13 protein-coding genes and 1 tRNA gene are annotated in these 12,748 nt (G+C 62.1%); 11 read left to right on the forward strand and 3 right to left on the reverse strand.

Annotation, left to right across the window (positions count from 1 at the left end; genetic code table 11):
- Positions 1-33 precede the first annotated feature (33 nt).
- From yidC to ACJ0G7_RS04400, 8 genes are all read left to right on the forward strand, one after another.
- Positions 34-1,182 (forward strand): membrane protein insertase YidC, encoded by a 1,149-nt coding sequence (gene yidC / locus ACJ0G7_RS04365; RefSeq protein ID WP_407395271.1) that lies wholly within the window; start codon positions 34-36, stop codon positions 1,180-1,182.
- The gene (locus tag ACJ0G7_RS04370) at positions 1,179-1,688 is read left to right on the forward strand and encodes a YceD family protein (RefSeq protein ID WP_407395272.1); all 510 of its coding nucleotides are present in this window, start codon (positions 1,179-1,181) and stop codon (positions 1,686-1,688) included. The genes yidC and ACJ0G7_RS04370 overlap by 4 nt, the downstream gene beginning before the upstream one ends.
- A complete protein-coding gene (locus tag ACJ0G7_RS04375; RefSeq protein WP_407395273.1) occupies positions 1,685-3,175 on the forward strand; it encodes an AAA family ATPase in 1,491 nt (496 codons plus the stop codon). The genes ACJ0G7_RS04370 and ACJ0G7_RS04375 overlap by 4 nt, the downstream gene beginning before the upstream one ends.
- 78 nt (positions 3,176-3,253) lie before the next feature.
- Positions 3,254-3,415: a hypothetical protein gene (locus tag ACJ0G7_RS04380; protein WP_173402149.1), complete on the forward strand. Its 162-nt coding sequence runs from the start codon at positions 3,254-3,256 to the stop codon at positions 3,413-3,415.
- Positions 3,416-3,456: 41 nt separating this feature from the next.
- The gene (gene serS / locus ACJ0G7_RS04385; RefSeq protein ID WP_407395274.1) at positions 3,457-4,734 is read left to right on the forward strand and encodes a serine--tRNA ligase; all 1,278 of its coding nucleotides are present in this window, start codon (positions 3,457-3,459) and stop codon (positions 4,732-4,734) included.
- Positions 4,735-4,758: 24 nt separating this feature from the next.
- On the forward strand, positions 4,759-5,841 hold the full coding sequence (gene rseP, locus ACJ0G7_RS04390; protein ID WP_407395275.1) for an RIP metalloprotease RseP: 1,083 nt from the start codon (positions 4,759-4,761) through the stop codon (positions 5,839-5,841).
- A 58-nt stretch (positions 5,842-5,899) separates the two neighbouring features.
- Positions 5,900-6,202, forward strand: coding sequence for a 30S ribosomal protein S14 (gene rpsN / locus ACJ0G7_RS04395; protein WP_407395276.1), 303 nt, complete (start codon positions 5,900-5,902; stop codon positions 6,200-6,202).
- Between the two features lie 127 nt (positions 6,203-6,329).
- Positions 6,330-8,495: a polyribonucleotide nucleotidyltransferase gene (locus ACJ0G7_RS04400; RefSeq protein WP_407395277.1), complete on the forward strand. Its 2,166-nt coding sequence runs from the start codon at positions 6,330-6,332 to the stop codon at positions 8,493-8,495.
- 1 nt (position 8,496) lies between these two features.
- Here the strand turns inward: ACJ0G7_RS04400 and ACJ0G7_RS04405 are convergent, their stop codons facing one another.
- On the reverse strand, positions 8,497-9,411 hold the full coding sequence (locus ACJ0G7_RS04405; RefSeq protein ID WP_370594012.1) for a 3'(2'),5'-bisphosphate nucleotidase CysQ: 915 nt from the start codon (positions 9,409-9,411) through the stop codon (positions 8,497-8,499).
- 28 nt (positions 9,412-9,439) lie between these two features.
- Between ACJ0G7_RS04405 and rsmI the strand changes: the two genes are divergently transcribed.
- Both rsmI and ACJ0G7_RS04415 read left to right on the forward strand, forming a co-directional pair.
- Entirely contained in the window at positions 9,440-10,303 is an 864-nt protein-coding gene (gene rsmI / locus ACJ0G7_RS04410) for a 16S rRNA (cytidine(1402)-2'-O)-methyltransferase (protein ID WP_407395278.1), read from the forward strand.
- Between the two features lie 20 nt (positions 10,304-10,323).
- Complete coding sequence (locus ACJ0G7_RS04415) at positions 10,324-10,554, forward strand: hypothetical protein (RefSeq protein ID WP_043695306.1); 231 nt, start codon at positions 10,324-10,326, stop codon at positions 10,552-10,554.
- A gap of 5 nt (positions 10,555-10,559) precedes the next feature.
- Here ACJ0G7_RS04415 and ACJ0G7_RS04420 read toward each other — a convergent pair whose 3' ends face one another.
- A complete protein-coding gene (locus tag ACJ0G7_RS04420) occupies positions 10,560-11,324 on the reverse strand; it encodes a helix-turn-helix domain-containing protein (RefSeq protein ID WP_407395279.1) in 765 nt (254 codons plus the stop codon).
- A gap of 95 nt (positions 11,325-11,419) precedes the next feature.
- Here ACJ0G7_RS04420 and ACJ0G7_RS04425 point away from each other — a divergent pair.
- Positions 11,420-11,493: transfer RNA gene (locus ACJ0G7_RS04425), tRNA-Arg, on the forward strand.
- Between the two features lie 345 nt (positions 11,494-11,838).
- Here ACJ0G7_RS04425 and ACJ0G7_RS04430 read toward each other — a convergent pair.
- A complete protein-coding gene (locus tag ACJ0G7_RS04430) occupies positions 11,839-12,039 on the reverse strand; it encodes a hypothetical protein (RefSeq protein WP_407395280.1) in 201 nt (66 codons plus the stop codon).
- Positions 12,040-12,748 lie beyond the last annotated feature (709 nt).

Here is a 12,748-nt window from a genome sequence, read left to right on the forward strand (position 1 = left end):
CATCACAATGATTTCTCCCACGGGACCTTCAACGTGATCGGGTACATCTCCGACAACCTGCTGATCCCGATCCTGGATTTTTTCTACGGATTGGTCCCCAGTTACGGACTGGCGATCGTGGCTCTGACGCTGGTCATCCGCATCGCTCTTTACCCGCTCAGCGCCGGCTCCATCCGCAGTGCCAGACGCATGCGGATCGCCCAGCCCGTCATGCAGAAGCGTCAGGCGGACATCAAGAGTCGCTACGCCGATAACCCCCAGAAGCAACAGGAAGAACTGGGCAAGGTGATGAAGGAGTTCGGCAGTCCACTGGCGGGCTGCCTGCCCCTGCTGGTGCAGATGCCGATCCTGTTCGCCCTCTTCGCCACCCTGCGGGGATCACCCTTTGCCGACGTTCCCTACACGGTGAACATCAAGGTGCTGCCGTCGGAACAGATCGCCGCGGTTGAACCGAAGCCCTTCAACAGCGCCAGCCACTCGATCTTCATCGGCGAGAGGGATCACGTTCCGGTGATCGCCAGCCTGCCCCGCGGCACCAAGATCGGTGTCGGAGACTCCGCCGACATCAACCTCCACACCAAAGACGGCCGTCCCTTCTCCGATGTCCTCAAGGGACTCGAGAACCCCGAACGTTTCCTGCCGAGCTGGAGCGTCACCAAGGGGGAGGGCGTGGTGAGCATCAGCCCTGATGGCAGCGTGACAGCGCTGACCCCTGGGGACGCCACCGTGGAAGCCAAGATTCCCGGCCTGGCCGCCCGCAGCGGCTTCCTGTTCATCAAGGCACTCGGGCAGGTCGGCTTCTACGCCGACGGTGCGATCAACTGGGATATCGCGATCCTCGTGGGTGGATTCGGCGTGACGCTGTTCCTGTCACAGCTGCTGTCCGGCATGGGGATGCCCGCCAATCCTCAGCAGTCGACAGCCAACAAGATCACACCGGTGATGATCACCGGGATGTTCCTGTTCTTCCCCCTTCCCGCCGGTGTTCTGCTCTACATGCTGATCGCCAATATCTTCCAGGGCCTGCAGACCTTCATCCTCGCCAAGGAACCGCTGCCGGAGAATCTCCAGAAGATCCTCGAGCAGCAGATGTCCCAGCAGACCGTTGCGGTCACCGCCACCTCCGGTGGCTCGGCTGCCAGCGATGCGCGGCTTCCCTTTGAACCCAAGGGCGGCAAGTGATCCAGGGGCTGGAGCCCGTGGCCCTGCAGGAGCTCCGCGCTCTGGGAGCTCCCCGGAACTGGCCCGTCGAAGGCCATCTGAAGGCCATGCCATCCCTAACACCGGTCCGAGGGCATCTGACGGCAGAGCATCGCGGCAATGTGCTGGCGGTGGACGCGGAACTCGCCACCATCGTCACCCTGACCTGTGACCGCTGCCTGGGGCAGTTCAATCAGCAGCTGAGCTGCAGCCCTTCCGAACTGATCTGGCTCGGTGATGCTCCACCGTCGGAGCAGGAGCTGGAGGCGTCGGAAGACGTCGCCAGCATGGAGGGATTGGTGGAATGCCTGGACCCGCGGGGTCACTTCGACCCTGAGCAATGGGTGTTCGAGCAGCTTCATCTGCAGAGACCGGTGGTCAACCGCTGTGGGGATCACTGTCCTGGGGCTCCCGGTCTGAATCAAGACCATGACGGGGCCGTCCAGGACCCCCGCTGGGAGGCTCTCCGCCAGCTTCGGAACCGATGAGCAGCGCTGCCTGGAGCGACCAGCTCGATCTGCTGATCCGTGCCCGCACGCCCTTGATCTGGATCCGCAGCCATGAGGAAGGCCGGGTTCAGGACCTGCTGGCCCAGGCGACCCAACGCCTGCAACGGCGGCTCGCCTGCTGGGATTTCATCGAGGGACTCAGCGGGGTGCTGAATTCCGATGGACTCGGCAGCCGTCAGCCGATGGCGATTCTCCAGTGGCTTCAGCAGTTGGAGGCCAGCAGTCCAACCCTGCTGATGGTCAAGGACTTCCATCGCTTCTGCGACGATCCCGGCGTGGCAAGGATGCTGCGGAACCTGAACGGCTCCCTGCGCAGCACACCCCACACCCTGGTGCTGTGCTGCGGTGCATGGACCCCTCCTCAGGACCTTGAGGAGACCTTGACGCTGCTGGATCTTCCCCTTCCGGACGGAGAGGATCTGCGTCAGCTGATCACCAGCATCAGCGTCAGCAGCGGTGAACCGCTTGCACCGCCGGCTCTTGAGGAGCTCACCCGGGCCTGCAGCGGTCTGAGCGAGATGCGTGTGCGTCAGGTGGCGGCTCGCGCCCTGGCCCGACGCGGCCAGCTCGGGGCGGAGGACCTTGCCGAAGTGCTGGAAGAGAAGCGTCAGACGATCGCCCGCAGTGAGGTGCTGGAGTTCTGCAGCAGTGATCTCGGCACGGAGGCGATCGGCGGCCTCGAAGCCCTGAAGGTCTGGCTGCAGCAACGTCATCGCGCCTTCTCCGAAGAAGCCCGACGTTTCGGACTGCCTCTGCCGAGGGGAGTGCTGCTGGTGGGTCCCCAGGGGACCGGCAAATCGATGACGGCGAAGGCCATCGCCCGCAGCTGGTCGATGCCTTTGCTGCGTCTGGATGTGGGTCGACTGTTTGCCGGTCTGGTGGGTGCCAGCGAGGCACGCACCAGGGAAACCATTCAACGGGCCGAAGCGATGGCCCCCTGCGTGCTCTGGATCGATGAGATCGACAAGGGATTCGGTGGCGATGGTCGCAGCGACGGCGGCACCAGCCAGCGGGTGCTGGCCAGCGTGCTGACCTGGATGGCGGAGAAACGATCAGCGGTTTTTGTCGTGGCGACGGCGAACGGGGTCGAGCAGTTGCCTCCGGAACTGCTGCGCAAGGGACGTTTCGACGAGATCTTCCTGCTCAACCTCCCCAGCAGCGAGGAGCGGCGGAGAATTCTGGAGCTGCATCTGGAGCGCCGGCGCCCGGGACTGGGTCTTCCACTGGCCACGGTGGTCAGTCGCAGTGATGGATTCTCAGGTGCCGAACTGGAGCAGACGGTGATTGAAGCGATGCATCTGGCCTTCGCCGACGCTCGGGAACTGAGCGAGACGGATCTGATCCGGGCCGCGTCCCAGCTGGTCCCTCTCTCCCGGACCGCCAGCGAACAACTGGAAGCGCTGAAGCAATGGGCCTCAGGGGGCCGGGCCCGCCCCGCCTCCATTGCGACACGTAACGAACCCTGACGTGGCGTAAAGAAGGCGGCGGTTCATGAAGGCGGGGTTAAGCCATCTCCCTACGGTCCAAGCAATTGCATCAGCACCTTGGAGCGCCAGAACGATCTCACCTCACAGCTCGCCGTGGCCTGCCTCGGTGCCGGTGTGATCACAACCGTGGCCGTGGCGCAGGGTCAGAACCCCCTCACCGCGCTGGGCATCACGCTCTTTTCCGCCGTCGCCGCTGTCATGGTCGGCCAGGTGCTCTGATCGGCCTGCCATAGGCTGCCCGCGCCCTCGCCGCAGGACCCGTGCTCGACCAGCGCCTTGTGCGTGACAATCCCGAACAGATCGCCAATGAACTGGGGCGTCGGGGCAAGGCTGTCGATCTGACGCGACTGCAGGTGATCGCCCAGCAGCAGCGGAAGCTTGAGGAGGAACGCAGCGGTCTGCAGGCGGAGGGCAACCGCATCGGCAAAGAGGTCGGCCAGAAGATCAAGAGCGGCGCCGATCCGAAAGGGGACGAGGTGGCTGAACTGCGGCATCAGGGCAACGCCATCAAGCAGAAGGTGGCCGTGCTGGAAGAGGAGGAAAAGCACCTCTCCTCTCAGCTGAAGGAGCAGCTGCTCACGTATCCGAATCTTCCCTCTCCTGACTGCCCCGACGGCAGGGATGAATCCGACAACATTGAACTGCGGCGATGGGGAACGCCTCGAAAGGAGGAGGGCCTCGAGGAGCACTGGCAGATCGCCGAACGTCTGAACCTGTTCGACACCGAGCGCTCGGTGCGCATCGCCCAGAGCCGCTTCGTCACCCTGATGGGTCAGGGAGCCAGGCTGGAGCGGGGCCTGATCAACTTCATGCTGGATCTCCACACCAGCAAGGGTTACCGGGAGGTGCTTCCTCCGGTGCTGGTGAACAGCGCCAGCCTCACAGGCTCAGGTCAGCTGCCCAAATTCGCTGACGACTGTTTCCGCTGCTCCGACGATGACCTCTGGCTGACCCCCACAGCCGAGGTTCCTGTGACCTCCCTGCATCGCGATGAGATCATCCCGGCGGATCAGCTTCCCCTCCGCTATGCCGCCTACAGCCCATGCTTCCGGCGCGAGGCGGGAAGCTACGGCCGTGACACCCGTGGACTGATCCGTCTCCATCAGTTCAACAAGGTTGAGCTGTACTGGTTCGCGCATCCGGATCACTCCGAGGAGGCCCACCAGCAGATCACCGCCGATGCCGAAGCGGTGCTGCAGGCTCTGGAACTGCCTTACCGGGTGCTCGATCTCTGCACCGGCGACATCGGCTTCTCGGCCCGCAGGACCTACGACCTGGAGGTGTGGCTGCCGGGAGCCGGCGCGTACCGGGAAATCTCCAGCTGCAGCGTCTGCGGCGATTTCCAGGCCAGGCGCTCCTCCATCCGCACCAAGGAAGGCAAGAACACCAAGTTGGTCCACACCCTGAACGGCAGTGGACTGGCGGTGGGTCGCACGATGGCGGCCCTGCTGGAGAACGGCCAGCAGCCGGACGGCAGCATCCGGATGCCCGACGCCCTTGTTCCCTACGTCGGCCGCGAACGACTGCAGCCAGAATGAGCCGAATGCGGGGTTGACGGCTGAATGAATGTGTTTGCAGCGATGGCAGTCCTGGCTCTGCTGATCGCAGTGCATGAAGCCGGCCACTTCCTGGCGGCCACGCTGCTGGGAATGCGTGTCAGCGGCTTCTCGATCGGTTTTGGCCCTGCCCTGATCAAACGCCAGCGCCGCGGCGTTACCTATGCGATCCGCATGCTGCCGCTGGGCGGCTTCGTCGCCTTTCCCGATGAGGATGAGAACAGCTCCATTCCGGCTGATGACCCGGATCTGAAACGCAACCGTCCGTTGTCCCAGCAGGCCCTTGTGGTGTCGGCTGGAATTCTGGCCAACCTGCTGCTGGCACTTCTGGTCTTGTTCGGACAGTTCGCTGTGATCGGTTTGCCCGCGGATCCCGAGCCGGGCGTGCTGGTGGTGAACGTTCAGCCCGGGGGAGCGGCGGACACGGCGGGGCTGCGTCCTGGAGACCGCATCCTCTCCATCGATGACGCGGGACTTGCCGCCGGCCAGGACGGTGTCCAGTCCATGGTGCGGCAAATCAAGGCTGCTCCGCAGCAGACCCTTTCGCTGACCCGCGAACGCCAGGACAGCAGTGACGTGATCCTCCTGCGTCCTGACGAGCAACAGGGTGAAGGGCGGATCGGAGCTCAACTGCAGGTGAATCTCAGCGCAGCCAGTCGTCCGGTGAGCGGGCCTGTCGAACTGATTCGATACACCGTGTCGGAGTTCCTGCAGCTGATTCAGCAGACCGTGCGTGGCTTCGGCGGACTGATCACCAATTTCCAATCCACGGCCGGGCAACTCAGCGGACCGGTGAAGATCGTCGAGATGGGAGCGCAGCTGAGTGAACAGGGGGGAGGCGGCCTGGCCCTGTTCACCGCCCTGATCTCCATCAACCTCGCTGTGCTGAACGCCTTTCCGGTGCCCCTGCTGGATGGATGGCAGATGCTGATGCTGGGAATCGAAGCCGTCGCGGGACGCCCGGTGCCGGAACGGCTCCAGCTGGCGTTTGCGCAGTCGGGTTTTCTGCTGCTGACGGGACTGACTCTTGTCCTCATCGTGCGGGACACAAGCCAGCTGCCTGCCGTGCAGCAGTTAATGGCTCGCTGATCGGATCAACCACGACCTAGTAACATTCGAGATTCGTCTGTCTGTACCAGTCAGCTGCATGGCCAAGAAGTCGATGATCGCCCGCGACGTGAAGCGCAAGAAGATGGCCGAGCGCTACGCCGCAAAGCGTGCAGCGCTGATGGCGGCGTTCAACGCAGCTGCTGATCCGATGGATCGCCTGGAAATTCATCGCAAGATCCAGGCCCTGCCGCGGAACAGTGCCCGCAACCGCATCCGCAACCGTTGCTGGGCCACCGGCAAGCCCCGCGGCGTCTACAGAGATTTCGGTCTGTGCCGCAATCAGCTGCGCGAGCGGGCCCACAAAGGCGAACTGCCCGGTGTCGTCAAATCCAGCTGGTAGATCCTCACGAACGGATCAACGTTTCGAAGAGCACAACAAAGGGGGGACCAGTCTCGGCATCCCCCCTTCGTTGTGAGCGGAAACCGCGAAGTGTAAGGATGAGACATGAAAGAGGACATAAACAGTCGTGCAAGGACAAACCCAGTCGATCTCATTTGACGGACGTGAGATACGACTGACCACCGGACGATTCGCGCCGCAAGCAGGCGGATCAGTTCTTGTCGAGTGCGGAGACACCGCCGTACTCGTCACCGCCACACGCTCCACAGGCCGCGAAGGAATCGACTTCCTTCCCCTCATCTGCGACTACGAGGAACGTCTCTACGCAGCGGGGCGCATCCCAGGCAGCTACATGCGCCGGGAAGGTCGGCCCCCTGAACGAGCCACCCTGATCGCCCGACTGATCGACCGGCCGATGCGGCCGCTGTTCCCATCCTGGCTGCGGGACGACCTCCAGGTGGTGGCCACCTGCCTGTCCCTGGACGAACGTGTTCCTGCCGATGTGCTGGCCGTGACGGGCGCATCGATCGCGACGCTGCTCGCCGGGATTCCCTTCAACGGTCCGATGGCGGCTGTCCGCGTCGGCCTGCTGGGGGATGACTTCGTGCTGAACCCCAGCTACCGGGAAATCGAACGTGGCGATCTCGACCTCATCGTTGCCGGAACTCCCGACGGTGTGGTGATGGTGGAAGCCGGAGCGAATCAGCTGCCGGAAGGGGATGTGATCGAGGCGATCGACTTCGGCTACGAAGCGATCTGCGAACTGATCAAGGCACAGCAGGGCCTGCTGAAGGATCTCGGCATCGAACAGGTGAAACCGGAGGCTCCGGAGGAGGACACGACGGTGCCCGCCTACCTGAAGAAGCAGTGCACCAAAGCCATCAGTGAGGTGCTCAAGAAGTTTGAGCAGACCAAGGAGGAGCGGGATCAGGCGCTCGATGCCGTGAAAGCAGAGGTCACGGAAGCGATCGCAGCGCTGAAAGACGACGATGCCGTCCGCAAGGCAGTGGCCACGAGCTCAAAACTGCTCCCCAACAGCTTCAAGGCGCTCACCAAGGCCCTGATGCGGGAGCAGATCTTGAAGGACGGCAAGCGCGTGGACGGTCGGACCCTCGATCAGGTGCGCACCATCAGCGCCATGGCAGGGGTTCTGCCACGGCGGGTGCATGGATCAGGCCTCTTCCAGCGTGGCCTCACCCAGGTGCTGTCCACCGCAACTCTCGGCACCCCCAGTGATGCACAGGAGATGGATGACCTCCATCCCAACACCGAGAAGCTGTACCTGCATCACTACAACTTCCCCCCTTACTCCGTCGGTGAGACCCGACCGATGCGTTCCCCCGGCCGACGCGAAATCGGCCACGGCGCCCTGGCGGAACGCGCGATCATCCCCGTGTTACCGGCGAAGGACACCTTCCCTTACGTGGTGCGTGTGGTGAGCGAGGTGCTCAGCTCCAACGGCTCCACCTCCATGGGTTCCGTCTGCGGAAGCACCCTCTCCCTGATGGACGCCGGCGTTCCTCTCAAGGCTCCCGTCAGTGGAGCCGCGATGGGGCTGATCAAGGAGGGAGACGAGGTTCGGATCCTCACGGACATCCAGGGAATCGAGGATTTCCTCGGAGACATGGACTTCAAGGTGGCCGGCACCGAGAAGGGCATCACCGCCCTGCAGATGGACATGAAGATCACGGGTCTGGCCGTGAAGACCATCGCCGAAGCGGTCAACCAGGCACGTCCAGCCCGGCTGCACATCCTCGAGAAGATGCTCGAGGCCATCGATACTCCGAGAGAGGGACTGTCCCCTCACGCTCCCCGTCTGCTCAGCTTCCGCATCGATCCAGAACTGATCGGCACGGTGATCGGCCCAGGCGGCCGCACGATCAAAGGCATCACCGAGCGCACCAACACGAAGATCGACATCGAGGACAGCGGCATCGTCACCATCGCCTCCCACGACGGGGCAGCCGCTGAAGAGGCTCAGAAGATCATCGAAGGGCTGACCCGCAAGGTGAACGAGGGCGAAGTGTTCCATGGTTCGATCACCCGCATCATTCCGATCGGGGCCTTCGTGGAGATTCTTCCTGGCAAGGAAGGCATGATTCACATCTCCCAACTCTCGGAAGCCCGTGTCGAGAAGGTGGAGGATGTGGTGAAGGTGGGCGACGAGGTCACCGTGCGCGTCCGCGAGATCGATAACCGTGGCCGCATCAACCTCACCCTGCGGGGTGTGCCCCAGAACGGGGAGGGAGGGGAGCCGGAGCCGGTGCCGACACCGGTGGCCCCCCTCGTCTGAATCAGACCGCAAAGCCGGGATCAATCTCCGCCATGGCCCGCGTCGCCCGTTCACCGAGCGCGACGTGGGCTTTCCCATGGCTGGCGATGAGACAACCGGCCTGACGCACGTCGCCGGTGTTGTACGTGAGATCGGTCAGATCCGCATGGGTGAAGCGGCCGCCGGCCGCCAGCAGCACGGCCTCCGGCGCCGCCATATCCCAGTCCTTGGGGGCACTGCGGCCGGAGAGCGACACATAGAGGTCGGTCTCCCCACGCAGGATCGTGGCCACTTTGCAGCCGACGCTTCCCACGGCTTTCGAACCGCCGAGTTCCAGAGCGGCAATCAACTGCTCCAGGCGGTCATCCCGATGGCTGCGACTGGCCACGAGGATCAGGTCCGCCAGGTCGGAGCGCTCACTGAAGCGCACGGGAGAGCGACCACCCTGACGGTCTTCACACCAGGCCCCCTCTCCCACCACACCGATCCAGAGCTCATCGGCCTCCGGCAGCAGCACCACACCGAGCACCGGCCTCCGACCGCGAACCAGAGCCAGATGCACGGCGTATTCACCGGTGCCCTTCAGAAAATCCTTGGTGCCATCAAGTGGATCGAGGATCCACAGCCACTCACCAGGTAAAGGCTGCCCCTGCGTGAGCTGCTCCTTGGCGGTCTCCTCACTGAGGAGCGTCCAGTCGACATCCGGGAAGGACTCGGCCAAGCCATCCAGCAGCCAACGGTTCACCGCCAGGTCCGCTGCAGAAACCGGTCCCTCGCCGCCGTCCTCCACGCTGAGAGCGGATGGGAAGCCATAGGGGGGCTGTTCACCACGGGCATAGGCCCGGAGGATGTCGGCCGACCCCCAGCTGAGCCGCCGAAGTTCCGTCAGCAGACCATCCAGGTCGACACCGGCGGGAAGAACAGCTGGGCTGGGCATCAGAATCAGATGGGGAGGGGCCATTGTGATGCAGCGACAGGAGCCGGCCGCCGGAACGCTCTATCTGGTGGGTACACCGATCGGCCATCTCGGAGACCTCTCACCACGGGCACGCGACCTCCTGGCTGCCGTCGACGTGATCGCCTGCGAGGACACCCGCCACAGCGGTCAGCTCCTCAGCGGTCTTGCGGCTCGCGGCCGCCGTCTGTCGTTTCATCAGCACAACATCCGCACACGATTGCCACAGCTGATGGAGTTGCTGGCGGAGCCGCTGAGTCTCGCGGTGATCAGCGACGCCGGACTTCCCGGAATCAGCGACCCTGGTGAAGAGCTTGTGGCGGAAGCACGCCGCCGCGGACATGAAGTGATCTGCATTCCAGGGCCCTGTGCCGCCACAACGGCTCTGGTCAGCAGTGGGCTGCCCAGCGACCGGTTTTGCTTCGAAGGCTTCCTGCCCGCCAAGGGCCGGGAACGCCGCGAGCGCGTGGCCCGGATCGCCGGCGAATCACGCACCAGCGTGATCTACGAAGCACCACATCGATTGCTCACCCTGCTGGAAGAACTTGAACAGCACTGCGGTGCGGAGCGGCCTCTGCAGGTGGCCAGGGAGCTGACCAAACGCCATGAACAGCAGGTGGGCCCCAGCGTGGGAGCTGCACTGGAACACTTCCGTCAGACCACTCCACAAGGCGAATGCACCGTGGTTCTGGGCGGGGCTCCGATTGCTGTCGATCCGGAACCGGACGACACGGAGCTGAAGCAACGCCTTCAGATCAAGATCCAGGCCGGCTCCAGCGCCAGTGAAGCAGCACGCCAGCTCGCCGCGGAAACCGGGCTGCCCAAACGTCGTCTGTACACCCTGCTGCATCAAGAGGGCTCCCAGGCAGACTGAGTTCATTGATGGTTAGAGAGTTGCTGCTGCGCCTGCGCCTGCTGTCGCTGAGCTTCGGAGCAGGTCTGCTGCTTTTGGTGGTGCTGTGTCTGGGGGCCCAGAACGGACGTGACCGGCAGGAAATCCAGCTGGGGGCGACCCGTTCGGTTCCGCTGCCGAGTGGTTTTCTTGTTGGTCTGTCTCTCGTGGTGGGGATTGTCAGTGGAGGGTGTGCCTGCGCCGTTCTCATGCCGGAACAGCGCAGGGACTGAAGGGATCAGGCGTTGACATCCAGGGCGATCAGGCTGCCTTCCATCACAAGCCTGGTGATGCCGCGCGCCAGAAGGTAGGAGCTGGTGCGCTCGAAGACGGCTGTATCCGGAACCTTGATCACGCGTTGACTACGCCCACACTGACGCTTGGCCGTCCGCGGACTGGAGAACAGACAGAGTCCATGACGCTCCAGCTCGGTGTCGGCCAGCGGGCCCAGCTCAGGGAACTCCTTGAGAGGTCGGGCATCCAGCTCGACGACCTTGTCCACAAGCATGTAGACACTGCTTGGAAGCAGACCGGACGTCAGTGGCTTCGGCTCCAGCCGGGAAGGATCGCCAAGGTCGCCGACATTCGCCAAAGGCACCAGTTCCCGGAACGGGTCGGCATCATCAGCTTGAGCATCCTCATCAACGTCCTCGGAATCGGGCTCGTCGTTGAAGTCATCGGCGTCGTCCAGAGCCAGCGTGCTGCCGTCCTCCTCACTGGAGACCACATCCTCATCCGATGAAGGCTGGTGCGGTGCAGACGTTTCCTCGGAGCTGATCACCGGAACAGCATCGGTCGACGGCGGCGACGTTCTTGGCTGACTGTGCTGGCGACTTGCCTTGAGAGACGCATAGTCAGCCGGTGACAGCAGACTTCTGACGGTACGGCTGACGGTGTTGACACTGCAGTCATAGGCCTCAGCCAGAACTGAGGTGGCTTCTCCGGCTCGATAACGAGCGACAAGCTCTTGCTTCTCGCTGTCGCTGAGGCGACGTGCGGCCATCCGTGCATGCCCTGCAGTTCTTAACCCTAGAGGCTTCAGGCCTGGCTGAACAACAGAGTGCGTCCCATGAGCAGGCTGGCACAATGAAACGAAGAGCTCCCTTAGCTCAGCTGGATAGAGCAACTGCCTTCTAAGCAGTCGGTCGATGGTTCGAATCCATCAGGGGGCGTTGCTTGAACCATCACCCGATTGGGGGAGCAAACACGACGGGTCAGCCCCCCGAACGGGGGATGCAAGACGGGAGCAGCAGTTCGAGACTGAGTGAACAGCAAGAAGCCTTATGGAGTATTTGAAAGTTTTACTCACTCAACGGCATGAAGAACTGGAACAGATTCTGATGAACCCAACAGCAATTCCGATCACAGAACGAGCCAGCATCAATGCAGAGTTGAAACATATCAACAATGCACTGGATGAACTAATGGTGGTTGTGAACTAAACGGCAGGCCGTGAATGTGACCAATCAACCTCAAGCAAAAGGGATGGCTGAGACTGCGGGGATGAAGGAATGGCGTCAGATAGAACGAAGCCATTGCGCAAACAGATGCCGTGCAGTTCTTTCGTCTGTCAGCTCACCATCGACTGAAGCGAGCACTGCACCTGGGTGTTTCCGCTCCATCTCCTGGCATGCCTCGTAGGCATCCATCGCCATGACGGGTTCAATTCCAGCCCTTCCCTCAGGCTGCTCGCTGTAAAAAACCTGATAGCGATGCATGGATATGCGGCGACTGACACAGGACTAGCCAGAGCAGAGCAAAGGTGGGGTTCTGCCACTGATTCCTCAAGGCTTTTGTTCCAGATGAATCGGAAGCTGGACAAGGCTGAACCGTGGAAAAGCCACCGTTAATCGACAGAATTAAAACCTGAGGAATCCGATAGTTTGGTCAATCAGACAGAAATGTTGACATCAAGAATCACATTTACTACAGGCCGCTACGGAATTTCATGTAACAATTAACTGAAATCGAAAAACTCGAAAAGCTGCGATACAGCCCTAACCTCGCAACCACCAGGAACACGAATCATGCGTTCCTACAACGGCAGCACTGGCAGCGTGAACCAGTCACATCATTCATGGTTGATTGCCGAAAACAGGTCTTAGCCAAGAGAATGGACTGTCTGGCGGTACTGACAAAAACCATAAAAGCAATCGACTCAACCGAGCACTTAACTCCACCTATGGTCACGACCAATGATGCAACTATTGAGAAAAAAGATTGAGGCCACGAACTGAATCAAGCCTGTCAACGCTTCAGGTGGTACCGACGGAGGGGTGATCCATGGGTGAGCTAGAGGCCACCGAGTCTCAAGCAGACTTCCAGAGCACCCAAACCAAACAAGAACGTTCCTCCGAGCAGAGCAAGCTCCTTCGAATTCTGAGCCATCGGGAGAAGGGCAGAGCCCACGAGCAACGCACCGAAGAA

Origin of the sequence: Parasynechococcus sp., assembly GCF_045559935.1 — a bacterium.
In the GTDB taxonomy this organism is placed as follows: Bacteria; Cyanobacteriota; Cyanobacteriia; order PCC-6307; family Cyanobiaceae; genus Parasynechococcus.

What these genes read in the sequence shown, in the direction of transcription:
- ACJ0G7_RS04430 (WP_407395280.1), bottom strand. Translation starts at nt 12,039, where the DNA reads ATGCATCGCTATCAGGTTTTTTACAGCGAGCAGCCTGAGGGAAGGGCT.
- ACJ0G7_RS04405 (WP_370594012.1), bottom strand. Translation starts at nt 9,411, where the DNA reads ATGCCCAGCCCAGCTGTTCTTCCCGCCGGTGTCGACCTGGATGGTCTG.
- rsmI (WP_407395278.1), top strand. Translation starts at nt 9,440, where the DNA reads ATGCAGCGACAGGAGCCGGCCGCCGGAACGCTCTATCTGGTGGGTACA.
- ACJ0G7_RS04420 (WP_407395279.1), bottom strand. Translation starts at nt 11,324, where the DNA reads ATGGCCGCACGTCGCCTCAGCGACAGCGAGAAGCAAGAGCTTGTCGCT.
- rseP (WP_407395275.1), top strand. Translation starts at nt 4,759, where the DNA reads ATGAATGTGTTTGCAGCGATGGCAGTCCTGGCTCTGCTGATCGCAGTG.
- ACJ0G7_RS04375 (WP_407395273.1), top strand. Translation starts at nt 1,685, where the DNA reads ATGAGCAGCGCTGCCTGGAGCGACCAGCTCGATCTGCTGATCCGTGCC.
- rpsN (WP_407395276.1), top strand. Translation starts at nt 5,900, where the DNA reads ATGGCCAAGAAGTCGATGATCGCCCGCGACGTGAAGCGCAAGAAGATG.